Source organism: Vibrio sp. N418 (genome assembly GCF_000222565.1).
Classification (GTDB): domain Bacteria; phylum Pseudomonadota; class Gammaproteobacteria; order Enterobacterales; family Vibrionaceae; genus Vibrio; species Vibrio scophthalmi.
Map to the genome: position 1 here is coordinate 139,775 of NZ_AFWD01000035.1, position 24,356 is coordinate 164,130.

Annotated in this window: 17 protein-coding genes; 5 read left to right on the plus strand and 12 right to left on the minus strand. The window is 45.2% G+C overall.

Annotation, left to right across the window (positions count from 1 at the left end; genetic code table 11):
• Positions 1-61 precede the first annotated feature (61 nt).
• A complete protein-coding gene (locus RH86_RS06090; RefSeq protein ID WP_009385550.1) occupies positions 62-2,797 on the minus strand; it encodes a DUF2339 domain-containing protein in 2,736 nt (911 codons plus the stop codon).
• 299 nt (positions 2,798-3,096) lie between these two features.
• Positions 3,097-3,681 carry a YbhB/YbcL family Raf kinase inhibitor-like protein gene (locus tag RH86_RS06095; RefSeq protein WP_009385551.1) on the minus strand — a complete coding sequence of 195 codons (585 nt, stop codon included), beginning with the start codon at positions 3,679-3,681 and terminating at the stop codon, positions 3,097-3,099.
• Between the two features lie 249 nt (positions 3,682-3,930).
• Here RH86_RS06095 and RH86_RS06100 point away from each other — a divergent pair, with 249 nt between their 5' ends.
• Complete coding sequence (locus RH86_RS06100; RefSeq protein ID WP_038219318.1) at positions 3,931-4,836, plus strand: DMT family transporter; 906 nt, start codon at positions 3,931-3,933, stop codon at positions 4,834-4,836.
• Positions 4,837-4,998: 162 nt separating this feature from the next.
• On the opposite strand, the gene RH86_RS06105 is transcribed toward RH86_RS06100, so the two are convergent.
• The 7 genes from RH86_RS06105 to RH86_RS06135 form a co-directional block, all read right to left on the minus strand.
• Positions 4,999-5,730: an NAD(P)H-dependent oxidoreductase gene (locus RH86_RS06105; protein ID WP_009385553.1), complete on the minus strand. Its 732-nt coding sequence runs from the start codon at positions 5,728-5,730 to the stop codon at positions 4,999-5,001.
• A 43-nt stretch (positions 5,731-5,773) separates the two neighbouring features.
• On the minus strand, positions 5,774-6,316 hold the full coding sequence (locus tag RH86_RS06110) for a DinB family protein (protein WP_009385554.1): 543 nt from the start codon (positions 6,314-6,316) through the stop codon (positions 5,774-5,776).
• 322 nt (positions 6,317-6,638) lie between these two features.
• Positions 6,639-7,253 (minus strand): trimeric intracellular cation channel family protein, encoded by a 615-nt coding sequence (locus tag RH86_RS06115; RefSeq protein WP_009385555.1) that lies wholly within the window; start codon positions 7,251-7,253, stop codon positions 6,639-6,641.
• Between the two features lie 113 nt (positions 7,254-7,366).
• Positions 7,367-8,761, minus strand: a complete 1,395-nt coding sequence (locus RH86_RS06120; protein ID WP_009385556.1) for a glutamate decarboxylase — start codon at positions 8,759-8,761, stop codon at positions 7,367-7,369.
• Between the two features lie 15 nt (positions 8,762-8,776).
• Positions 8,777-9,736 carry a glutaminase A gene (gene glsA / locus RH86_RS06125; protein WP_009385557.1) on the minus strand — a complete coding sequence of 320 codons (960 nt, stop codon included), beginning with the start codon at positions 9,734-9,736 and terminating at the stop codon, positions 8,777-8,779.
• Between the two features lie 16 nt (positions 9,737-9,752).
• Positions 9,753-11,273 (minus strand): putative glutamine/gamma-aminobutyrate antiporter GadC, encoded by a 1,521-nt coding sequence (gene gadC / locus RH86_RS06130; RefSeq protein WP_083823364.1) that lies wholly within the window; start codon positions 11,271-11,273, stop codon positions 9,753-9,755.
• An 862-nt stretch (positions 11,274-12,135) separates the two neighbouring features.
• A complete protein-coding gene (locus RH86_RS06135; protein ID WP_009385559.1) occupies positions 12,136-13,701 on the minus strand; it encodes a DEAD/DEAH box helicase in 1,566 nt (521 codons plus the stop codon).
• Positions 13,702-14,310: 609 nt separating this feature from the next.
• Here RH86_RS06135 and RH86_RS06140 point away from each other — a divergent pair.
• The gene (locus RH86_RS06140; protein ID WP_009385560.1) at positions 14,311-15,519 is read left to right on the plus strand and encodes a NupC/NupG family nucleoside CNT transporter; all 1,209 of its coding nucleotides are present in this window, start codon (positions 14,311-14,313) and stop codon (positions 15,517-15,519) included.
• 132 nt (positions 15,520-15,651) lie between these two features.
• Here the strand turns inward: RH86_RS06140 and RH86_RS06145 are convergent, their stop codons facing one another.
• Entirely contained in the window at positions 15,652-16,554 is a 903-nt protein-coding gene (locus tag RH86_RS06145) for a LysR family transcriptional regulator (protein ID WP_009385561.1), read from the minus strand.
• Positions 16,555-16,689: 135 nt separating this feature from the next.
• Here RH86_RS06145 and RH86_RS06150 point away from each other — a divergent pair, with 135 nt between their 5' ends.
• On the plus strand, positions 16,690-17,211 hold the full coding sequence (locus tag RH86_RS06150; RefSeq protein WP_009385562.1) for an NADPH-dependent FMN reductase: 522 nt from the start codon (positions 16,690-16,692) through the stop codon (positions 17,209-17,211).
• 177 nt (positions 17,212-17,388) lie between these two features.
• Here the strand turns inward: RH86_RS06150 and adiA are convergent, their stop codons facing one another.
• Together adiA and potE are read right to left on the minus strand one after the other, a co-directional pair.
• Positions 17,389-19,680 carry an arginine decarboxylase gene (gene adiA / locus RH86_RS06155; RefSeq protein ID WP_009385563.1) on the minus strand — a complete coding sequence of 764 codons (2,292 nt, stop codon included), beginning with the start codon at positions 19,678-19,680 and terminating at the stop codon, positions 17,389-17,391.
• Positions 19,681-19,743: 63 nt separating this feature from the next.
• The gene (gene potE / locus RH86_RS06160; protein ID WP_009385564.1) at positions 19,744-21,060 is read right to left on the minus strand and encodes a putrescine-ornithine antiporter; all 1,317 of its coding nucleotides are present in this window, start codon (positions 21,058-21,060) and stop codon (positions 19,744-19,746) included.
• 487 nt (positions 21,061-21,547) lie between these two features.
• Here potE and RH86_RS06165 point away from each other — a divergent pair, with 487 nt between their 5' ends.
• Together RH86_RS06165 and RH86_RS06170 are read left to right on the plus strand one after the other, a co-directional pair.
• A complete protein-coding gene (locus RH86_RS06165; RefSeq protein WP_009385565.1) occupies positions 21,548-22,165 on the plus strand; it encodes a DedA family protein in 618 nt (205 codons plus the stop codon).
• A 282-nt stretch (positions 22,166-22,447) separates the two neighbouring features.
• Positions 22,448-24,199 (plus strand): SgrR family transcriptional regulator, encoded by a 1,752-nt coding sequence (locus RH86_RS06170; protein WP_009385566.1) that lies wholly within the window; start codon positions 22,448-22,450, stop codon positions 24,197-24,199.
• The last annotated feature ends 157 nt before the right edge of the window (positions 24,200-24,356 follow it).

Genomic DNA, 24,356 nt, shown 5'->3' on the forward strand with positions numbered 1-24,356 from the left:
AAAATGCCTCATTACATGAGGCATTTCTGCTCTGTACGAATACAGCGCTTTATCTTTTATCTCAAACTTCCTTCGACGATTTGATCTGTAACCGTTGGAACAACCACCCTAAACCAATCAAACAGCCGCCAAGGCCCATAAAACTGATGGCTCGCCATAACCCTTCAAGTGCCGCTGCATCCCATAAGAAGACTTTACACGCCGCGACACCTAACATGGCAAAACCGATGCTCTGTAAAATACGCTGCTCGTGCTGTAACGCATAATAGGTAATCGCGACGCCAAGCAAAATCAGCGCCACCGAGTAGCTAAATAACTCCGCCATACTGGTTGGCATATCGAGCGTCAAAGGCCCTTGCTGCCAGAACTGACGAATGCTGTACATCACCCAAAGCAGCATAAGCGTCGCAGCGGCGCCAAATACTTCACGAGTTCGAGTTGGATAAAGTTGCAAACGTGCAATTACCACCAAAATCAGAGCAGGCACCAGCCAACCAACACTGAGCCAATTCAACACTGGCCAATCACTACCAAGTACATAAAGGCTAGTGAAAGGCTGAAATACCGTATTTAGAATCACGGCACATAGTGCGGCTACCGCTAACAAAACCAGGCTGTAACAGCGATAGAAAAATTGCAAAGACTGGCTATGGTACGCTTTGAACTGATACACGCCCATCAACGCTAAACTCTGGCCTGCAAAGATGGCGATATTTTCAAATTCAAATTGATAAAGGAAGTTGAAATAACCAAGCAGCAGGTAATTGGTTTGAGCAAAGACTAATATCACCAATAGATGAAGCATTGCGGCATCAAACCATTCGGCAATACCATGTTGGTGCTGACGCAACATGCCGCGAATCCAAGCAAAAACTAACACACTTGGCACAATGGTTAGCAATAACCAACTCCATTGTGGAGCCGCTAATGTTTGTAGATCAGGAAAAAATGGCAATAGTGACAAGCGCACCACAAGCACACTGCCAAACGCCTTAAAAACTGCTAGATTTGGCGCTAGCCAATTGCGTTGAACCTGCATCGCCATCAACAACATTTGCGCCGCAATAAACAGTGTTAATTCACCGCCTGCACTGTAAATAATACCGATGGTCAGCAATAAAGCGTGTATCGCCACCGACAAATTGGCTCTAAGGGCGACAAACTTAATCGCTAGCCAAGCCAACAGTAGCATGAACACCACCGCAAAGAAGGTCGTCGTTAAGCGATATTCAGGTTGATAATGGTCAATATAGAATAGCGACAACACGATAAGCAGCGGAGCTAAAATCACCGCCTGCCAACCACTTACTCTCGATTTATCACCTCGCTCGTATTGCATAATGGTTCTCAGCAGTAGCAACAGAATTAGCTCACCACTAACAACCAAAATACCCACTATGATGTCTGGCTGAGATTCTATGAGCATCAAAGCCGTTACGATAATACTCAGCGCTGCAACCACATTGACCCAAGAGAACGACCTTGGCGCTCGGCCTAGACGACAGGCAGGGAATATCAACAGTAGTACTGGCAATACAAAATAGATTAAAGACCACCAGCCCAACACTGGCGTCTTATCAAGTAAAAACGCGCTGAGAGTTGCAAGAATCGCAGCGGGAATCGTCGCATTAAAAAATGGCGGACGGGTACGGTAATGACATTGGAAGCCCAGTGACCAACCCAGTTGTGGTACAAACACCAACAAGTAACATGAAACTGGCACAAACAGTACAAACCACACCAACAAATCCGCTTGCGGAAGCGCATAGGCAATCGCGAATAGCCATAAGCTGTGTAACGCAATAATTCCGTAAGTAAGCCACGGGATACGCGTAAGCTGCTGAACCCACATCCCCGCAATCGAAATACTCGCGATATAAGAAGAAAGCAAAATGAAATTCGGCTCAGTACCGCCAATCCATATCGGCGCCGTATAACCACCAAATAAACCCAGTACGGCCATTAGAGGCCCTAACCGCTGCGTTAATGCAAGTGCTGCGGCTGCTAATATCGCCATTAACCCAAGCGCGATCGCCGGAGGAATAAATGCATGGATCACCGCAGAGAATATCACAGTACCATAAAGCCCACTCATTCCCGCACCATACACCGCCGCAGGGATATAGGCATCGGCCTTTTGGTGGAGAAAGTCACCGTCAATGGCGGTAATTTTTCGGTGTAACCACTCACCAAGACCAATCATTGAACAAGAAAGAAGGATCGCAATCAGAACGCGAACAAATAATGGAATGGTGAAGTTAGTTCCGACCGTTTCAATCAAATACGCCACACCGATCACCATCGCTACGCCACCGACCCAAACCAGCCAATTTTCTTTTACGTGTGCCAGCCAACGATCAAATAATTGCGTCACAACATCAGAAGTATTTACTTTCGTTTGTGAGGAGTGCGGCTTTGGCTTAGTCGGGGGGAATGACAATCCACCATTCGGGTTCACCACAATTAGCGGTTCATCCGCAATCGAAGAATAGTCTGATTGGGGCTGTTCTAAGTGAGAATGAGTAGTCGCTTGAGCTATTGGCGGCTCAGGGTCTGTTTGAGTCTGCGATTTAGCGTTAGAAGGCTCCGCCGCGATGTCATGCATCGTGTTTGGTGCACGATTCTCATGATGAACCTCACTCGATGAAGAGTTCACACCAGCAGAACGTAACTCAGCGACTTTTTGCGTCAATATCGATACTTGCCGCTCAAGGGATCGCACCTTAATAAAAGCCACCAAAGCAATGATGGGGGTCGCTATGACGGCAAGCCCCAACACAACCACTAGAAGTTCCATTTATACGCCTCTCTACAACAGATAAACAACATCTCTTTTTGACGAGGCATTGCTCTTAATGGTGACAGTGTGGCGAAAAATGCCTGAAAAATATATGAAATGAGCGACATAATTTTATGATGTCCGATGTACTCCCTTTCTCTCTAGGCAGCAAGAAGTGCAACATGCTCAGCTGAAAAAATAAACCAGCGGTTGATTTCCATCATCACCCACTGGTTTACCTTTCTCATTATTCAACACTTATGACTGAGCATATCCACTCGCCAAAGTACTTCGCTAACGCTCTTACACGTGGAGAGTTAACGTAAAGAAGATGGAGCAACAAGTTTTCCTTCTGCAATGGCGTGTTGATGAATCAAATAGCCACCATAAGCCGGCATCGCATTGGCTGGCAGGTCTATATGCTCCACATCTAATGCATAAACGGTAATGGTGTAATTATGTGGCTGCGCACCTTCTGGCGGACAAGCGCCACCAAATGCTTTGACACCAAAATCATTGGTGACTTGAGATGCTCCTGCTGGTAAGAACTCATTGCTAACGTTGCCAGCATGAGCCTCAAGCATATGCACCTTCGCAGGGATATTAATCACCATCCAATGCCACCAGCCACTGCCCGTAGGCGCATCAGGATCATACATGGTCACCGCAAAGCTCTTCGCGCCTTCAGGGATATCTGACCAAGTTAATTTGGGTGAAATATTCTCACCGGTACAACCCCAGCTATTGAAGACTTGTGCTTTAGTGAGTGATTCCCCGTTCGTCACGGTAGGGCTGGTTAGTGTCATAGTATCGCCAGAATCCGCCGCAAATACGTTACTGATACCAAACAACGGAATACTCATCAACAGTGAAACCGTCGACAACTTTTTTATCATGTTCATCTGCTTTCCTCTGCTACGAGCGAACTTACCGCTCAATTAACAATTCAATCAAATAACAGCACTAAGCGTAGGATCGGTTGACGATAATCGCATCATCATCGACAAAATATCCGTAAAAAAATGGCGATCCGCTAGCAAATAAAGCTCGTGAGATAACACTTTCCCAAACTGTAATTGGTTATTTCACCCTCAACGAATATGCTTTTAGTTCAACTTCTATTACTGTAGCGAATGTTATGACGACCAGCATTGATACCTCAGAGCGCGCGCGTATGGGCGATGCTGCTCGGTCTTTCTCTGCTTTGGGGTGGCTCATTTTTCTTTGTCGGCGTCGCTGTCCGAGAACTGCCTCCGTTAACCATCGTGACACTAAGAGTTGGCCTTGCCGCTATCACGCTGTGGTTGGTGATCTTGGTGAGTGGCATCCGCCTTCCTTTTGATCCTAAAGTTTGGCGTTCCTTTCTTGGTATGGGGTTACTCAACAATGTGATTCCCTTTGCACTGATTGTATGGGGACAAACTCAAATCGCTTCGGGACTGGCTTCTATCTTAAACGCAGCCACGCCTATTTTCGCCGTTGTCGTCGCAGGTATATTGCTGCCAGACGAACGGATCACACCATTAAAATGTTTGGGAGTCGCACTCGGTTTTATTGGTGTGGTGGTCATGATTGGCGTTCCAGCCAGTACTGATGTCAGCAACGTGCTACCTCAACTGGCCATCATTGGCGCAGCGCTCTCTTACTCTTTTGCGGGGGTATACGGCCGTAGATTCAAAGGGTTTAGCATCAATCCCATTTTAACGGCGGCAGGACAAGTAACAGCCTCTACATTGGTGCTATTGCCGATCACCTTTGTTGTCGAAGGGGTACCGAACATCGCCGACGTTAGCAGTAATATTTGGGGGGCAATCGTAGGGCTTGCGATCATTTCAACCGCCGTAGCCTATATCCTCTATTTCGAAATATTAGAACGCTCTGGCGCGACCAACGTATTACTTGTGACACTATTGGTGCCTGTTTCGGCTATTTTATTGGGTTCGCTATTTTTAAATGAAACACTGCAAACCATACATTTCGTTGGCATCGCATTAATCGCATTGGGCTTATCGGCTATCGATGGGCGTTTATGGCGGTTACTCAAGAGCAAGCGTTAAATCACTCATTGTGACCGCCAACAGTATTCATGATCATTTATCCATCGCAGTAATTTTATGCACTTTCAACAAAGTGCGAACTGATACGTTTTTATTGGCGAAGAAGGCATAAAATGACACTCTAACCATTGTCGCCTGAGCTGATAGTTTGAGTAAGTTAGCTTACCCTCCGACTTCAGCGCCCGACTCATCCCAATCCTTCCACCCATAAAAATGCATGGGTTCAAGTTCACTAAGTTGTGTCACATGGCTGCGCCAATCTTGCAAAATTTCCTCAAGATCCAACTCAAACTGCTGAGGTGCTTTATAAGTAAACCCTTTATTTTGGATCTCGGTAGCGAGATAAGGAGGCAATACTTCAAAACCCATGTAGTGGAGAGAAAAATTGATGGAACGTAACAATATTTCGATCTCTCCACCACCGCGGCCATTTTCTGTAAAAGTCGATAAGGGAGCTCCTGATGTAACCGAACAGATTGCTCTTCGACCTTTAAAATAGCCCTTATCGTAGCGCATTGTACTGGTATACAAACCACCGCCGACGAATACACGATCAAACCAACCTTTTAGCATCGCCGGTTGTTGATGCCACCAAAGTGGAAACTGAAAGATCACTAAATCACTCAGCTCTAGGCGCTCAATTTCTCGTTTGATATCTGCGTTAAGAGTTTGAGTTTTATAAGCATTTCGTTGTTCAGAAAGAATGTCAAAACGGCTCAATTCAATTCGACTTTTATAATGTTCAGCACGCTCTACCGGGTCAAAATTTTGTGCATACAAATCGGAAACGACGACCTTATGTCCCGCTTGCTCTAGCGCTTCCACTGCGGAATTGGTCATCGAAGCATTAAAGGACTGTGGCTCAGGATGGCAATGTACGATCAAAACTTGCAAATTAATCTCCTTGTAGATATTGGTTAAAACATCAGCATTGACACTAAATTCTATCGTCTGGGATCTCCAATAAGAAATCCGTTACGCCGACATCGACTCCTAACTGGTTGAGTACCGTGCTTAACTGACCTCGATGGTGAGTTTGATGATTAAAAAGATGGCTGATTAATGCGCCAAAATTCCGTTCACTGACCACACCAGCCGTATTGGCATACACCAGTTGGTAGGTAAAATCCTCACTAAGAGCCTCGTTCGTTAACCAATTAATGATCAATCTATCAAGGCTTTCTCTTGCTTGTTTTAACTCGGAAAAATCACGATAAATGACATCGTTTAGAGACGTTGGCACTGGCCAGGTAACCAGCGATGCGAGTGAGACGTAACGGTCAGAAAAATGACCAAATCTGCGTAACCAAATAAGATCACCGACCAAAAGGTGGTTCAGAGTGCCTAGAATCGATTGAAAAAACAGCCCTCTATCTTGATTGATAGTTTCGATCGATAACGGTTCTATCGCTTGATACAGTTGCCAATTCATTCGCTGGTTATATTTGGCAAATAGTAAATAGTGTTGTGCTGTCGACATGGAGACTCCTTTCTCTTCAAGATCTACGGCCATATTAAGTTGCGAATCGTTTACCACAGATATAACGCCACCTCACGAGCAAATGGAAACACACGCACTCAATATAAATGTGACAATGTCACGAAATTCATTCGTCGCACTTCAGGTGGAAACTAGCATGGGTCATTGGCACTAAAAAGCACCGATAATTGGCGATCGTCTTTAATTCAACAAAGCTCGCATTTTCGCAGGTAATTATATGAATGGGCTTGAACGAGAAACTCCTGTGCTAGGAGAAATCTGTTTTATATACAAAAGAATAGGAGTCGTTCCACAACTTTTGTTATTTAAGCAGTAGGTAGCTTGGGAAGCTTTTCTTCGTGACCACGATATAAATCCTAAATATGACGATAAAAGCAATGCAGAGGATGGTGTTCACATCAGCATTCATACCTAGGTGCGAGAAGCCGACAAACGCCGTACAACCAATAATTACCGGGGTAGCGTAAAATTCAGTGTTGTTGAACATGGTTGGGCGGTTAACGATGACATCACGAACAACACCGCCAAAGACTGCGGTAATCACCCCCATTGTAATGGCTACATAAGCCGCATAATCTTGATGAACCATCTTTTTGACGACCAAGATCGAAAAGATTGAAATACCAATCGCATCCAAGACTAAAATAAGTCGCTCCGCTTTAAGCTTTCTCAATTCCGCAGCAATAAAAAAACCGACCAGCGAGCTGATAATTGCCGCCCAAAAATAGTCCGGATATTGAATCCAAAAAACTTGCTCAGTCGATAAAATAACATCCCTAACCGTACCGCCTCCCAAAGCGGTGACTAAACCAAGCACTAATACACTAATAATATCTTTACCTTTATTGGCTTCACTGAGCACAGCACTGAGTGCAAAGGCGCAGATGCAGATAATTTCAGTAATATGGACAAACATACGATTCAAACTCTTATAGCTGGCTAGACATAAAACCAATAAAGGCCAACTGCATACACAATCGGCCTTTATTTTAGTATTGCACCTTATACCGTATAGACGGTAGTTCGGGCTTAGTGACCACTATGATCAAATGAACTTGAATCTTCCGCAGTACAATTAGTTGAACCATTTTTCTCTAGGAACTCGATTGAGCGTTTGAAATCTGCAATCAGTAGGTTCGCTAAATCAATAGTTAGACCCTGTTTTGCTAAGATACGTTGCACGACCATTGTCTCGATGTTTGCTGGCAAGCTGTAAGCTGGCACCAACCAACCACGAGTACGTAGTCGATCCGCTAGATCGTAAAGTGTGTAATCCACTTTCACACCCGGTTTTAAGCGCCATGCGATAGCTGGAATACCTTTCTCGCGGTTACCATCGAATAAGAACTCAAACAGATCGAATTTATTTAGCTCTTGAACTAGGTACTCACACACATCATAGCTTGCTGAGTGGATACGTTGGTATCCTTCAAAGCCTAAACGAAGGAAGTTGTAGTACTGAGCAATAATCTGACCCGCAGGACGAGAGAAGTTCAACGCGAAAGTCGGCATATCACCACCAAGGTAGTTAACGTGGAACACCAAACCTTCTGGTAGGTCTTCACTGCTACGCCAAATGATCCAGCCAACGCCCACTGGTGACAAACCGAATTTATGACCAGAAGTACTGATTGATTTCACACGCTCTAGACGGAAATCCCATGCATCAATGTCAGGTGCACAGAATGGAGCTAACATAGCGCCACTTGCACCATCAACGTGGATATCGATTGAAATACCCGTCTCACGCTCGTAACCATCTAATGCATCCGCAAGCGGTTTGACGGTTTCGTACAGACCCGTAAAGGTTTGACCGAATGTTGGTACCACCATAATGGTGTTTTCATCCACCATATTCAGCATATCTTCTGGCTGCATGAAGTAGTGGTGCTCTTCCATGTCCATTTGGCGGATTTCTACATCCCAGTAGCGTGCAAATTTTTCCCAACACACTTGCACAGGGCCGCACACCATATTCGGCTTGTCTGTTGACAAACCTTGCGCACGACGTCGATCGCGCCAACGCCATAGCGCAGCCAAACCACCCAGCATACATGCTTCACTCGAACCTGTGGTCGAAGTACCGACGGTTGTCACTGCGTCCGGCGCATTCCAGAGATCGGCCAGCATATGCACACAACGGCCTTCAATTTCTGCCGATTGTGGGTATTCATCTTTATCGATCATGTTCTTATCGATGGAGAGATCCATCAACTTATGAACTTCATCTTCTTCCCATGTTTGGCAGAACGTCGCCAGGTTTTGACGCGCATTACCATCAAGGTAAAGCTCATCACGAATCATCTGGTAAATGACCGTTGGTGATTGTTCTTGCTGTGGAAGCTTTTTCGCAGCCGCAACTTTATGGATGTCTTCTGAGCCAAAAATTGGGTCATTGTTTGGATTTACATTATGAAGTGCCATATTTTTCTTCCTACCTTAATGTTGCTGACTACTGAACAAATTCCAACCCATAGTTTGAGCGATTTGTTTGATCATTTGTTGGCCACGTACGCTGTTACCGAATTGGTCTAAGCGTGGAGAGAATGCCGCCAATGCGCCGACATTTGGAATAACTGCGACCAAGCCACCACCGACGCCACTTTTGCCTGGTAAACCTACGTCATAGGCCCAGTCACCAGAGGTGTCATAAAGCCCTTCCATCACCATTTCAGCCAAAATGTGTGGGATGTTTTCTGGCTTAATAACCTGCTTGCCTGAACATGGGTTTTTACCGCCATTGGCCAATGTTGCCCCTACAGTTGCCAATTCAACCGTGTTAAATAGCGTAGAACATTGGCGGGTATACACATCACACGCCGGCATCGAATCGGAATACATACAGCCTGACGATTCCAACAGCAACGCAATCGCACGATTATGAGTATTGGTGGTCTGTTCAGACTGGTTAACTTCATCTGACAACTCAATTTCGCTATTAGCCAAAGCTGATTGAAACGCTAATATTTGTTGCCAACGATCTTCAGGATCAGTCGCTTTAACTAAACTCACGGTTGCCATTGCACCAGCGTTAACCAATGGTGTTAACGGTTTACCTTTGTGAAGCTCTAATGCTAATACCGAATTAAATGGCATACCTGTTGGCTCAGCGCCAATCTTATTATGCAGCTCGTCGGCGCCAGATTGCTCTAACACTAATCCGAGCGTCATGATTTTTGAGATTGATTCAATCGCGAACTTGTAATCCGCATCCTGCAATTGAATTACCTCGCCGGTGACTGAGACAAATACTAGGCCAGCTAACTCAGAAGGCACCGACGCTAAGAACGGAATATACGAAGCGTTCTCGCCATCGGTATTGCTTGCACTGTTATCCAGCGCTTGCTGCATAACTGCAGCAAGCTCGTCTTGGGTGATTGATTTAGTAACTAATGACATTTCGCAAACCCTTAATTTAAGAATTCAATGTGTGAGTGACTTTATCTGAAGGGTTGATGACACCCGGGTGCATATCTTCAATTTCCCACGTGAATGGGGCAAAATCGGTTACCGCAGGATCTTTCCAGTGTGGTTTACGCGCTTTGTAGATTACAAATGGTACCGCGGTAAAGATCACGGTCAGAGCAACAAGAATACCAACGTACGCTTCAGGACTACCCACCGCGATTTGGCTTGGTGGAATAAACGAGAATAGAAACGCCGTTAATGAACCGATGAACCCCAGACCCGCTACCAACCACATCCCAATATTACCGCCTGGAATTTTGTATGGGCGTGGACGATTTGGTTGGCTGTAACGTAAGTAGATAGCTGCAGCGAACATCAGTAAGTACATAATTAGGTACAATACAACCGTCAACTGGCTAAGGATTTGGTAAGCAGCTTGTACTGATGGCAACACCACAAAAACGGTAGAAATCATCGTCACAAGTAATGCTTGCGCCATCATGATGTGCGTTGCCATACCATGTTTATTGGTTTGCTGCCAAAAACGAGGTAGAAAGCCGCCTTTTGCAACCACAAGCAAACCTGATGAAGGACCAGCAACCCAACCAACTACACCAGCAAGAACGCCCAGAGCCAAACACGCAGCCATAATAGGTGCAGCCCAACCGATACCGGCCCAATCAAACATCTTGTCGTAAGTAACCAACAAGCTTTGCGTTAAACTTATGTCTTGTTGTGGAATGATGAAGGCAATCGCAAGCGTTCCGAGAACAAATACACCCACAGTACCCGCAGCTGCAATCATGATAGCCAATGGATAATTACGAGGGGCGTTTTCGACTTCTTTCACGTGTAACGCGTTCATTTCCATACCGGCGTAAAACAAGAAGATACTCGCGGCCAGTACGACATTATTGAAATTAGAGAAGTCTGGAATAACGTTACTCCAAGACAATTCAATTTGAGCTGGTTGACCGGAGAAAAATAGGTAAGAGAAACCTAATACGATCAGCACGATACCTGGAATAACGGTACCAATTAAGCCCCCCCATTTGGCGACTTTTGCAAACGCATCCGTACCACGCAATGCGATGATAGTCGCTAGCCAATAGATCGCCAGTACAACCCCTAATACAAAAAATTTATTTTGGGATAGCGCTTGGTCCCATGTTTGATCCGGACCAACAAAGGCAAGAGAGACTGAGCCAAAGGTTAATGCGGTCGGAAACCACACCGTTACTTCAATCCACAGCATGAACATGGCCACTAAAGCGAGTCGAGGACCAAACGCCTCACCCACCCAACGGAACACACCGCCTTTTTCTGACCAACCCGTCGCAAGTTCTGCCGCGACAAGAGAAACAGGGATAAGGAACACGATAGCTGCGAAGATGTAGTAAAAAATCGAACTTAGCCCGTATTCCGCTTCTGCAGGAAGGCCTCTTAAACTGACTACGGCAACAATGTTTAGCATTGCAAGGGCGAATACACCTATCCGCCCTTTATTTATATTTCCCGTATTTGCCATGTTAACTAACCTCATATTCATCACATTAAAATTAAACAGGTCAGGTACTGCGAGTAGGCATATAACCACATGATTGATCTGGATTATATGGAGACAGGAGAAACCCAATGCCCGCAAAGTACCACTATGAGACTAGACTGAATATTCCAGAACCGACAATTTAATATTGCGTAGATAGAGGTTGTGAAACAACGTGCGACATGAGAAAGGAGTAATATTGCCCGGGCCTATATAAAGCGCAATATAATTGCTGTAGCACAGCATTTATCGCGTAACAGACAGAAATGCATCATTTTAGTGAATGAGTCGCCAAATATAGATGTAACCAATGATTTATCACTTAGCTTTATAAACCATTCCAACCCAATCCAATACGACTTATTGATAACTTTTAAATAGTTAGTGTGAGTTTTGTTATTTAAACCTTAAAAGTAATGATTTACACAGACAACTAAACGTGATTTGCATCTCATTTAATTGATATTTGAATGACAGCGCTATAACTGACTTAGCCTAGAGGCTGAAGTGGTAACTCACCTGATACTGATGAGAGCACATCGAACACACCGTAAAATTTACATTTAGTTACATTCACAGTGAATGAGAAAAACACTGTAAGATCAATGGAAAAACCGTCAAAAACGGCCATTTTTTGAACTAATTTATTTTGATTTTTTTCGCTTTGATCACGAAAAAAAAACTGGTCACATAAAGAAACGGTATACCATAAATGTTAAACACATCCCTTTTGAGCAATTTTTATCTCTTAATCAGACGCTTTCAAATTGTATAGATACAAAAAAGCCAGTGAGTCATCACTGGCTTTCCCTTTAACTAAGCACTCTTTTTACCTTGTCATTGACTAACCACGGTTGCTATTTGCTGCAGGGCGAGGACGGCGGTTTTGTTGTGGCTTACCCGCACTACTTGCGTTACCACCAGTGCGTGAGCGATTACCGCTATTGTTCGCGTTGCGATTGCCACCAGCGTTACCGTTGCGGTTAGCGTTGTTACCACTACCAGAGTTGCCGCTGCCAGTATTACCACCTGATTTCACCGCAGGCTTTTGACTATTACCGGCAGGTTTAGAACCCGTGTTTGGCTTACCATTTTGAGTTTTTTGTCCATCCGCTGATTTAGGACCAAAATGACGTTTATTTTTGCTTGCAGGCTTGTTACCACGTGCGTTATCACCAGAGCGTTGACCATCAGCATGGCCTGTTCTTGGCTTTTTCGCTTTCTTTGGTTTCTTCGCTTTGAATGGGCGGGTATCCAAACGTGATTCTGGTAGTGGATTACTTGGTTTAAAGCCTTCCAACTCCATGCGTGGTAGTAGCGTTTGAATTAGACGCTCAATACCAAATAGCTCATCGGTTTCATCCGCACACACTAATGATACGGCTTTACCCGCTTCGCCAGCACGTCCAGTACGACCAATACGGTGTACGTAGTCTTCTGATACGTTCGGTAGATCGAAGTTCACGACTTGTGGCAACTGAGGGATATCAATACCACGCGCAGCAATGTCGGTTGCGACTAATACACGTACATCACCAGATTTAAAATCAGCCAATGCACGAGTACGCGCACCTTGGCTCTTATTGCCGTGGATTGGTGCCGCTGTCACACCTTGCTCATTTAGGTAATGTGCAAGACGGTTTGCGCCATGTTTAGTGCGGCTAAAAACCAATACTTGGCGCCAATTACCATCGGTAATCAACTTCAATAGCATCGCTGGCTTCTTACCTTTATCCGCAGGGTAGATACACTGCTCTACTTTTTCTGCGGTTGAGTTAGCCGGTGCAACTGAGATTTCGACTGGGTTGTTCACCAAACCTTTTGCAAGATCGCGGATCTCTGGTGAGAACGTCGCTGAGAACAGTAGGTTTTGACGCTTTTTCGGTAGCAAGTTTAGGATTTTGCTGATATCGCGGAAGAAGCCCATATCCAACATGCGGTCGGCTTCGTCTAAGACTAAGACTTCAAGCTGTGAAAAATTCACCGCTTTCTGATTGAAAAGATCAAGTAGACGACCCGGAGTTGCCACCAAGATGTCGCTGCCTTTACGCAGTTGCATCATTTGCGGGTTAATTTTTACCCCACCAAATACCACGGTAGAATTTAGATCTAGGTAACGGCTGTAGTTGTGCACGTTCTCTTGGATCTGCGCAGCAAGCTCACGAGTCGGCGTTAGAATCAAAGCACGAACATGGTTGCTCTTCGCTTTTTGACCTTTACTTAGTAGTTCAAGGATTGGAAGCGTAAAGCCAGCTGTTTTACCGGTACCCGTCTGGGCTGCTGCCATGACATCTTGTCCTTCAAGAACGGCAGGGATAGCCTGAGCCTGAATTGGCGACGGCGTATCATATCCTTGCTCTTGAATAGCTTTAAGGATTGGAGCAGAAAGAGCGAGCGAGGTAAAACCCATAAATTTGATTCTCAATATATAGTGGTTCTTGCCGAGCAAGACATTTTTGTTTGGCTCGGGTAGAAAAGTTCGACATTCTGAGGCTTTTACCCTTCGGTATCAACATATCAATGCAAATAACCACCTTATCACGCCAGATAGAGCCAAATCACTCGAGGCTAGTGCTTTAATATCAATAAGTAACACCCATATTTCTTTTTGTTTTTATTTGATGACCACTTTCTCATTGCGCCCTTAGTCATCAAGCCTTGCTGCTATTTCGCACACAAAACCCAACCGTTTGCGTCACCGTTCTCTTTTATGGAAAAACTTTAACAAAAGTGATCGTTGTCACGGACCGAAAGCCTGCGTATACTCCGCGCCCGGTTAGATAAGAAGCCTACTCGCACAATTGTAATTGTATGAATAGGTCATAACCGGCTTTCAATCGACTGAAAAATGGATATTTGCCCCAAGGAATCGGGCCCAGCGTAACTGTGAGCGTTTACGGGTCTTGAATTTGCTATCGGGCAGAACCAACACGACGCAATAAATACCGTCTTGTTGTCAATGCTTGTGTGCGTGTAATTCTTCACCCGCCTTAAGACTGACATTTAGCAAGGCAATACAATGCAAATCATCTTCAGCTTGGCCGGCATATTGGCTCTATTGGCGTGTGCTTACGCACTTTCAGACAGTCGCCGTGATATTAACTGGCGTACTATCATCGGGGCATTTTCACTTCAGGCAGGCTTTGCTGCCTTAGTTCTCTATTTCCCATTGGGTCAATCTTTATTGGGAACCGTGAGCGATGCCATCTCTGGTCTGCTCGCATTCGCTGATGCCGGTATCAGTTTCCTTTTTGGCGATCTAGCCTCTGGTAACTTCATCTTTGCTATTCGCGTTCTGCCTCTTATTATTTTCCTTTCTTCTATTATTTCTATGCTTTACTACCTTGGCATTATGCAAAAACTGATCAAGGTGATTGGTGGTGGTATTGCTCGTCTACTCGGAACTTCTCAGGTTGAATCTCTGGCCGCAACCAGCAATATCTTCCTTTCGATGTGTGAAGCTTCGCTAGTTGTTCGTCCTTTCCTACCAAAAATGACTCGTTCAGAGCTGTTTGCAGTGACTGTTGGTGGTATGGCATCCGTTGCTGGTTCAGTTCTTGGTGGCTACGCCGCTCTTGGTATCGAATTAAAATACCTAATCGCAGCCAGCTTTATGGCGGCACCAGGTGGCCTATTAATGGCAAAAATGATGGTACCCGAGCGTGAAACGTCTGCTCATCAAGGCACCATCGAATTAGAGAAAAGTACCGATTCCAACATTATTGATGCTTTGGCTTCAGGTGCGATGAACGGCGTAAAAGTAGCGGTTGCCGTTGGCGCTATGCTGCTTGCTTTTGTTAGTGTCATCGCAATGGTTAACGCTGGTTTTGAAACCGTAGGTAACTGGTTTGGTTTTGATAATCTAACGCTACAATTAATCTTTGGTTATCTATTCGCACCGCTTGCATTTATTGCAGGTATTCCAATGAACGAAGCTGTCACAGCTGGTGCATTAATTGGCCAAAAAACCATTCTAAATGAATTTGTCGCTTTCTTGGATTTTGTCAACGTTAAAGACACGCTGTCTGCCCATAGCCAAGTGATCATCACTTTCGCACTGTGTGGTTTTGCCAACATCGGCTCAATTGCAATTCAGCTAGGTTCTATTGGTGCTATGGCACCTGAACGTCGTCAAGATGTCGCAAAACTTGGTTTCCGCGCGGTAACGGCGGCAACGCTAGCGAACATGATGAGCGCAGCATTAGCTGGTCTGTTTATCGCGCTATAGGTTTTCGGCCAAAACCTGAAGAAACTCGGGTTAAAACGATAGCTTAAATTGAACAAGCCCACTCTTTCTCATTGAGTGGGCATTTTACTATTCACAATCCGCTTTGCACGCTCAGCGACTTTCACTCTTCCACTACTTTAACTCTTCCACCACCAAATCAATAAAGCGACGAACCTTAGTCGACATATGTTTACGACTTGGGTAGACCAGACACATTTCGATTTTATGTACCGGGAAATCGGTAAATAACTCGACCAATTCGCCTCGCTCAATGCTGTCTAATACCAACGCTTCAGGCAAGCGGCAAATACCTTGCCCTAACGTGCTTAAACTGAGAGACATTTCTGGACTGTTGGTCGTCATCACTCCACTCACCTCAATACGCAGTAGTGAGCCATCGTGATCAATGTAGTTCCACACATAAGGCTGCTTGTGGTTGCTATAACAAATCATTTTGTGTTTGCTAAGATCATTCGGGTGTTTGGGCATGCCATGTCTTTCTATATAACTCGGTGAAGCAACGGTGCGAGTACAGGAGCGCTGAACAAGACGGCTAATCAAACTAGAGTCAGCAGCGCTTGACGATGAACGCAACACCACATCATAGCCTTCACCAATCAAATCCACCTTATGGTCGCTGGCAAATACTTCCACTTTTACCTTGGGATAGAGCTGCATGTATTTGGCCAATACGGGGCTGAGTTGAGCCGCACCAAAATTGACCGGACAGCTAATCTTCAGTACCCCCGTCGGCTCTTGTTGTTGGCCACTGATCGCCAATTCAAGCTCTTGTGCACTTTCAATCAGTTGCTTGCTGTGCTGAAAATAATGCTGCCCTTCTGGTGTTAAACTTAACGTGCGCGTTGTCCGATGGAGCAAACGTACCCCTAATCGCTCTTCAAGCTTGTTAATTTCTTTGCTGATAAACGAAGTCGAGTGGCCGGTACTATTGGCTGCATTGGTAAAACTCCCCAGCTCAACTACCGTCGTAAAAATCACCATACCATCGAGTAAGTTCGTATCTGAAAGGCTCATACCTCACCTCATTACAAGTCATATGGAAATAATAATTACACATTTACCCTATTAATCAAAATATGGAATCAAACTAAACTCTCTACATCAACCGAATTGAGCAACAGCAGTAAGCACTACATTGAGGAATAGAGCATGAAAGTTTTAGCATTTGGCGCAAGCAACAACAAAAATTCAATCAACCAACAACTGGCTCACTACGCAGCAAAACAAGTTCCAAACGCTGAGATCACCATGTTGGATATCCACCAGCTCGAAATGCCTATCTTTAGCGACGAGCGTGAAAAAGAGCTAGGCCAACCAGAGCAAGCGAAACAATTTTTCCAAGCGATCAGCGAGGCTGACTTGATTGTTATTTCGTTTGCTGAGCACAACGGCTCTTACACCGCGGCATACAAAAATGTCTTTGACTGGACTACCCGTATCGACATGAAAGTGTTCCAAGGTAAACCTGTTATCATGCTTGCAACGTCACCAGGCCCAGGTGGCGCAAGTAGCGTCCTAGCTGCAGCATCAGGTTCAGCGCCGTACTTTGCAGCCGACGTAAAAGCGAGCATCTCTCTACCAAGCTTCTACGACAACTTTGATATGGAAACGGCTCAAGTCACCTCAGAAGAATTTAATCGTCAGCTACTTGATGCGATTGAAACGCTGTAATCAATAAACATACATTTGCCTAATGACAATCGAGATAGTCACTGATCAGCCATTTGCACCATCATGCTCAGATAACTATCTTGATTGAAAACACCATTGATTCAGTATCAAAAAGCCCGCTAAATCTTATTTAGCGGGCTTTTTCCTTTTCCTATCTCTCAGCTTTCTCTATAAGCACTATTTCTTCACACACATTACATGATAGATACCGTTCTCTACTTCGGTACCTTCCGTTTCGTGTTCAAAGCCCGGGAACTCTTTATCCCATACTTCCAAGCTATGCAAATAAGTGATCTGCGGACTGGTGCTATCGCCAAAACTTTCGCCTGACATCAGCATAGGAATACCTGGTGGGTATGGAATAACGGCGTTGGCAGATACGCGACCTTGTAGGTGGGTCGATGGCACCATCTCAACATTGTTTTCAACGATAGATTCAAACGCCGCTCGTGGCGTCATTACCGCTTCTGGTAGGGTTGAATAAGCCGCATTAAGCTTGTCCGAAGGAGTATGCTGTTTAAGGTAATTAAACATTTTTACACTCAAATCCTTCATACCCATCTCACCATATACATCAGGGTAATTTTCGACTAAATCAGGTAAAACACTTTTCAATGGTGTGTTTTGATCGTGATGCTGCTTGAAATGCAGCAAGGTATTAACCAATGTCGCCCACTTACCTTTGGTGATCCCCATAGAGAAGAGGAACATCACTTGGAAGTCGGTAGTACGTGTTGGCACAATGCCATAACGGGTTAAATATTGAGTCACCAACGCCGCGGGAACCCCCGTATCAAGCAAGGTGCCATCATCCCCCATCCCTGGAGCAAGAATACTAACCTTAATCGGGTCGAGCATACACCAATCTTCCGGCATATCTTTAAAGCCATGCCATTCATCGCCCGGTTTCATCACCCAGAAATCTTGTGTTGAGGCCAGCAGTTGCGGATCAGCTTCTTCAAACGGCACTGTCTCACCGGTATTGGGATCAGTAAAGGTTTCTGCATTCCATGGTTTAAAGAACCAGTCACCATCTTGCTCAAACTCACGATACAGGCGGCCCATCGCTTGACGATAATCAACCGCTTCATGAATCACTTCTTGAGTCAGCGAGTAGCCTCGATTACCCGACATTTGCGATACAGCAATGTCGTTCGATGCACTGATCGCATACAGCGGAGAAGTGGTCGCATGCATCATGTAAGATTGATTAAAACGCTGGAAATCAATCGCATCTTTACCATGGCGCACGTGAATATAAGAGGCTTGCGATAAGGCATTGAGTAACTTGTGCGTCGAGTGAGTGGCAAATACGGTTGGCTCGTCTTCGCTCTCGGTTGGCTCACCACGCATGGCAAAGTGATCGGTGTAAATCGGGTTAAAACGTGCGTATCCATACCAAGCTTCGTCAAAGTGGATACGGTTACTGCTCTTACCTAGAATCTCTTGCGCGCGCTTAGCGTTGTAGCACAACCCATCATAAGTACAGTTGGTGATCACCGCGTAAACCGGATCTTGATTGGCAAAATCTTTGGTTAATGGCCCTTCTGCAGCACGCTGCTTGAGCGCGGCCTGCTCCATCTGCTCTGGATAAATAGGACCAATGATGCCGTAACGGTTACGAGTTGGCAGCATATAAACAGGACGAGCCCCTGTCAGCATCAAGCCTTGTTCGATCGATTTATGACAATTACGATCACAAATCGCGAGGCTATTTTCCTTCATACACACTTGCATGATGGTACGGTTTGCCCCTGAGGTCCCCGTCACCAATGAATAGGATTTGTCAGCGCCAAACACCTTAGCAGCAAAGGCTTCACTGTCGCCAAAATAGCCAGTGTGATCAAGCAAAGAGCCGAGTGAACCACGCTCGATACCCATATCAGAGCGGAAAAGGGCTTCTCCATAATGTTGATAGAAACGTTGCCCTGCCGGGGTTTTAGTAAAACCAACCCCACCTTGGTGACCCGGCGCCGCCCAAGAGTATTCATGCACGTCATCGTATTTGATCATCGCCGCCATCAATGGTGGCAACAGTTGATCGCGATAGCGTTCCATCGCAGCAACGGCACGACCAACGATGAAGTCTGGTGTATCTTCAATAATCCAGACAAACTCATCAACCCGTGACATTAAATCGCGACTCACAGAAAGCGTGATCTTTTTCCGCTCGGCTAAAAGAAAGACCGGCACGCCTTGCTGGCGACGATTGAGCTTATCAATCAATTTAAAGAATTTTTCGTTCTCGTCGGCTTGTCGACCCGTCATTTGCGAGGTCAGCATAAAGCAGTCTACTGGGGTATTAGCATTGAATATCGAATAACAATCATCAAATGACGTCGCAATCGTCACTTCAACGCTTTCGCTGGCAAACTCCTCAATCAACCGGTTAAGCGCATTTTCAATCACGCCCGCCTTGACAGTATCGTTAAAAATTAAAGCGTGCTTCTTTTTACCGTACTTCCTCATAGCTATCGTACCTTATCGTTAATTCATTGATTATTGGATTGGTAGTAATAAATCGTCGTGCACTTATCCCTGTGAGCCAGATACTGGCTTGGCATCTCGACTGGCAATAAAGCCATAGAAGAAATACCCCACTAATGTAATAAGCGTGCCGTAGAAGATGGATTCTTGCCCCGTCGCATATGCACCATAAATGCTATATAGCACTGCGATTGAACCCACGAAGATTGAAACCTTGTATTCTGATTCGCCCACATTCGCTTGGCGCAAAATGACCCCTAGCGCCGTCAACGATAGGATGTATGGCACCATATTGATGAATACTGCGAGGTCCACCAGTACGTTAAATTGCTTGATCAGCGTAGGTGAAATAGTCATGACGGCCAGAACAATCTCTAGTGCTAGCATGATCAGCATGCCCTTCACTGGCGCATCAAATCGGTTTACGTCACTGAAGACTTTGGGGAAGAGTTTAAGATCGGCAGCCGCTTTAGAAACTTGGGCATTGGTAAATTGCCAGCCGAGCAATGAACCAATACAGGCAATAACGGCCATTGCTGTAATGATTTGTCCAATGGTTGGATCAAACATCTCGGCAAAAACCAAACCAAATGGCGCATCTGATTTAGCCAACTCAGCATTCGGTACGATACCTTGAATCACTGTTGTGGAAGCAATGTAGGTCACGGCGGAAAAAACGGTGGCAAGCATACAGGCCAGTGGCACATTGCGTTTAGGGTTCTCTACGGCGCCAGAGTTGGCACCAGCAGACTCGATACCAAGAAAGGCCCATAGCGTCAGAGCAATCCCTGAAGACATCGCGGCTGAAATTGAAACATTATTAGGATTCCACGCCTCAGCGAAAATTTTACTATCGAACCAAAACCAACCAATCACCGAGACTCCGAGCACAGGGATGATCACTCCCCACACCGTAATCGCTGAGATGCGGCCAGTAATTTTAGCACCGCGCATATTGGCAAGTAGAGTAACAACAAGTACCACAACCACACCAACAAAGGTATGAATAGAGCTCTGTTTTAGCCAAGGAATGAAGGACTCCAAATACCCCACTGAAGTAACGGCAATGGCCACCGCACTGATCACCAAACAAACATAGTAGGTATAGGAAGCGATGAAAAAACTCGATTTGGCGTGCGCCCGCTGCGCATAGGCCGACATACCGCCATCTTCTTGGCAATACATACCACACTTGGCAAAGGAATAGGCTATACACAACGCGCCGACGGCGGTGATCCCCCATGCAAGCAGTGCTATCCCGCCAGTTTGGGCAAGACTGGAAGGTAACAGTATGATCCCCGAACCCATCATGTTAACCGTTACGATGGTTGTAAGCCCCATCAACCCCATCTTATTGCTCATAAAACCTCACCTATGCTTACGTGGTAAATTTTGGCTAGAGCCTTATTCGCCACTACCGCAACGCAAGTGGGTGTTACCGACTACGATAATAAGCTATCCAGATCACACACTCTTCTTGCGGATATTTTCGTCAATAATTGATGCTTGTAAGCATAGTTAGCGAATTTTTGTTCTAGCAAATTTTATTTTAATTAATAATCAGCTAATCGCTGTTAGGTAAAAAACTTGCCACAAAATGTCGCGCCACGCCCGATCCTGAAATTAGCCTCAGGCACGATACGAATTCCGCTACACTTATTGATAAATTAATTTTTAGATTGATTATTTATTTTGCAATCAACTCAGCCGAATGATTAATCGCCCCTAATTGCTCGCTTTCGCAGCACTAATATCAGACCAACGTCAAGTTTTGCATCAAAGCGTGGACGACAATTGATTGATCCGAACAACAGGCGTATTTAGACGTTTTAGCTCGTGGGAGTCTTGTGTGAAACACATCAACGAATTACTCAACGCCATGTCACCGGTACTTGATCATTACGGCTATCTGGCCTTAGTCATGAGTATCTTTCTCGAAGGGGTTGGCGTACCCATGCCCGGTCAATCACTGATGATCGCAGCCTCAATACTGGCGTCACGCGGAGTGATGAATCTCCCTACAGTAATGATCGTTTCATGGTTGGCGTGTTTTATCGGCAACAGTTGCGGCTACCTATTGGGTTATTACTTTGAAGGTTGGTTGGATAAAAAAGGCTATATATCGGGCAGTAAAATGCAAAAACTACAAGCTGCGATTCAACAGTATGGTCCGATATGTTTGGTGATCAGTCGCTTTATCGAAGGAATGAAACAATTCATGCCACTTGCTTGTGGTATTGCCAAGATGCCACGCCACGAATTTCTGTGGGGTAATGCTCTGGCTACGACAATTTGGGTAGCGGTATTTAGCTTGCTGAGCAATGTTGCTTTTGCTCATCTCCATCAAATCAGTACTTTCTACACTGCTCATCAACTTGGCGTATGGTGTGCTGCTGCGCTGGTGTTTATCGGCCTTATTGCCCTGATAGTGCGTCGTCGTGCCAACAAAGAAAAACCAACAAACTGACTTAATAACCTCATTTATTCATTGGTAAAAAGTACAAAAAGCAGCAGTAAGCAGGCGTTCTGGGGGTGCAGGAGCATATCTCTGTTCACTACTGCTTTTTCTACTCTCTCACCCCGCTATTCTTACCCAGTATTAGGAAGAGAAAAACTCACCAAATTTATATTTATTGTTCCTCAATTTAACTAAATCCGGCATAAATCAGCAAAATTGTGCGTATAATGAACCAATTGCGGAAATCATTATCCAATTAATTGCTTCATTTGGTCACAAGAGCCTAACGATATGTCTGATCTAAACCTGCTTCGCTACTATACCCGCCTCGCGCCACTTGGCGTAGGCAACGAAATCAAAACGGCATTATCAGACGTTGCCGAGACTTTATTTACCAGCCCTCGTCATGCCAGAAATTTGCTCGGAGAGATGCAAAAACAACAATGGCTTAGCTGGCAACCTAAAGTTGGTCGCAATCAACGCTCTAGCCTGATGTTGCAATTAGATTTAGATGAGCTCAAAGCGCAACTCGCCACTAAGCGCATCCAACAAGGTAAATATGAAAAAGCGCTTGCGATACTCGACAACAATGAGCGCGCCTTTGGCCAACTGCTGCAAAGTACCTCCGGCGCCTCTATCCGTGAAGGCCGCTTGCACATTCAGCTCACCTATAAACGCCCATTTGAGAAATTGCTGCCCCACTCTTTGCACCGTTCAAGTGAACGTTATCTTATCCGTCAGGTGTATTGCTGCTTAGTCACCAGTAATCGCCATGGCATGCTCGAAGGACAACTCGCTCATCATTGGCAACACAATGAACACGGTACTGAATGGTCTTTTTACCTAAGACCGGGACTCACTTTTCACAATGGCAATGCCATTGATGCCTGCCATATCGCAGAGCTGTTTCAAAAACTCAAGCAACACACAAACTATCAACAAGAATTGAAGCACTTGATTGAAGTGCAAGCGCCCATGACCAACAAAGTCACCTTTTATCTTTCAGAGCCCGATTTTGGCTTTGGTGGCTTGCTCTCTGGGATCAAATATTCCATTCAACCACTAAATCAACTGCAACCAGAGTTTCAAGGGGCTGTTACTGGCAGCGGCGTATTCGAAGTCGTTGAACACTCAGAGACCAAGCTGTGTATGCAAGCATTCGATCGCTATTATGCTTGCCGGGCTCTCACCGATATGGTTACGATTTGGCAACTTGACGAACGCGAGTTGAAGCAAAAACAGATTGAAACCAATCATCCCGAAAAACAACGGGAACAGGCCTGTCACTACTACTTAACGTCTGAGACACAAGTCGCTGATTCACAAGCAATTCAACAAACTCGCATCGAGGATGGTTGCATGTTCGTCCTATTTAATCAGCGCAGTGGTGACGGGTTAAATGAGCAACAGCGACGTTATTTTTCCAGCCTAGTGACACCAGAAACCGTCTATCAGCATTTACAGCACCGTGGCAAAAATTTTGGTAGTGAACATGCCTACAATCTGCTGCCTATTTGGCACAAAGTGATCCGTCCGGATACGCCTATTTGTGCCTTGCCAAAACAGATCTCAATTGCCGTCTATGATTACAATGCACTGGTTAACTGCGCCACCGCCGTTGCAGACCAACTTAATCAGCTCGGCATCCAAGTAAAAGTGAACACTTACTCTTACCGTGAGTTAAATAGTCTCTGCGCTGAACAGCGTTTACAGGAGACCATGGTACTGACCAATATAAACCTTGATGACAACCGTCACGCCTCCGCATTTAACAACCTTTTTCATAACGCTATATTACATGGCAGCATCAGTGCTGAAGCAGAAACTTGGCTGATACAATCATTGCAAACACTGCGCCAAACGACCCCTCTCAACCAGTATCTAAATGCTTTAGAGCCCATTGCGGCTGCGCTTATTAATCAATACTGGTTACTGCCACTTTTTCACCACAGTCAAACACTGCGTTTTCATGGCGTGCTTAAAGACGTGGCCCTAACCAACTGGGGCTGGCCAGATATCCGTAATGTGTGGTCAGCAGATTGAACACGAGAATTAATTAGATATCTAAAGATAAATATTTAGATACAAAATCATTCGCCTAAAACTCCACCGTTCTCCAATTAGATAAATCGCTGTAAAAAATACTCTTATCGCTTATATTTCGGGGGATACAGCCCATCTAAGCAAGATAATTTGGCAA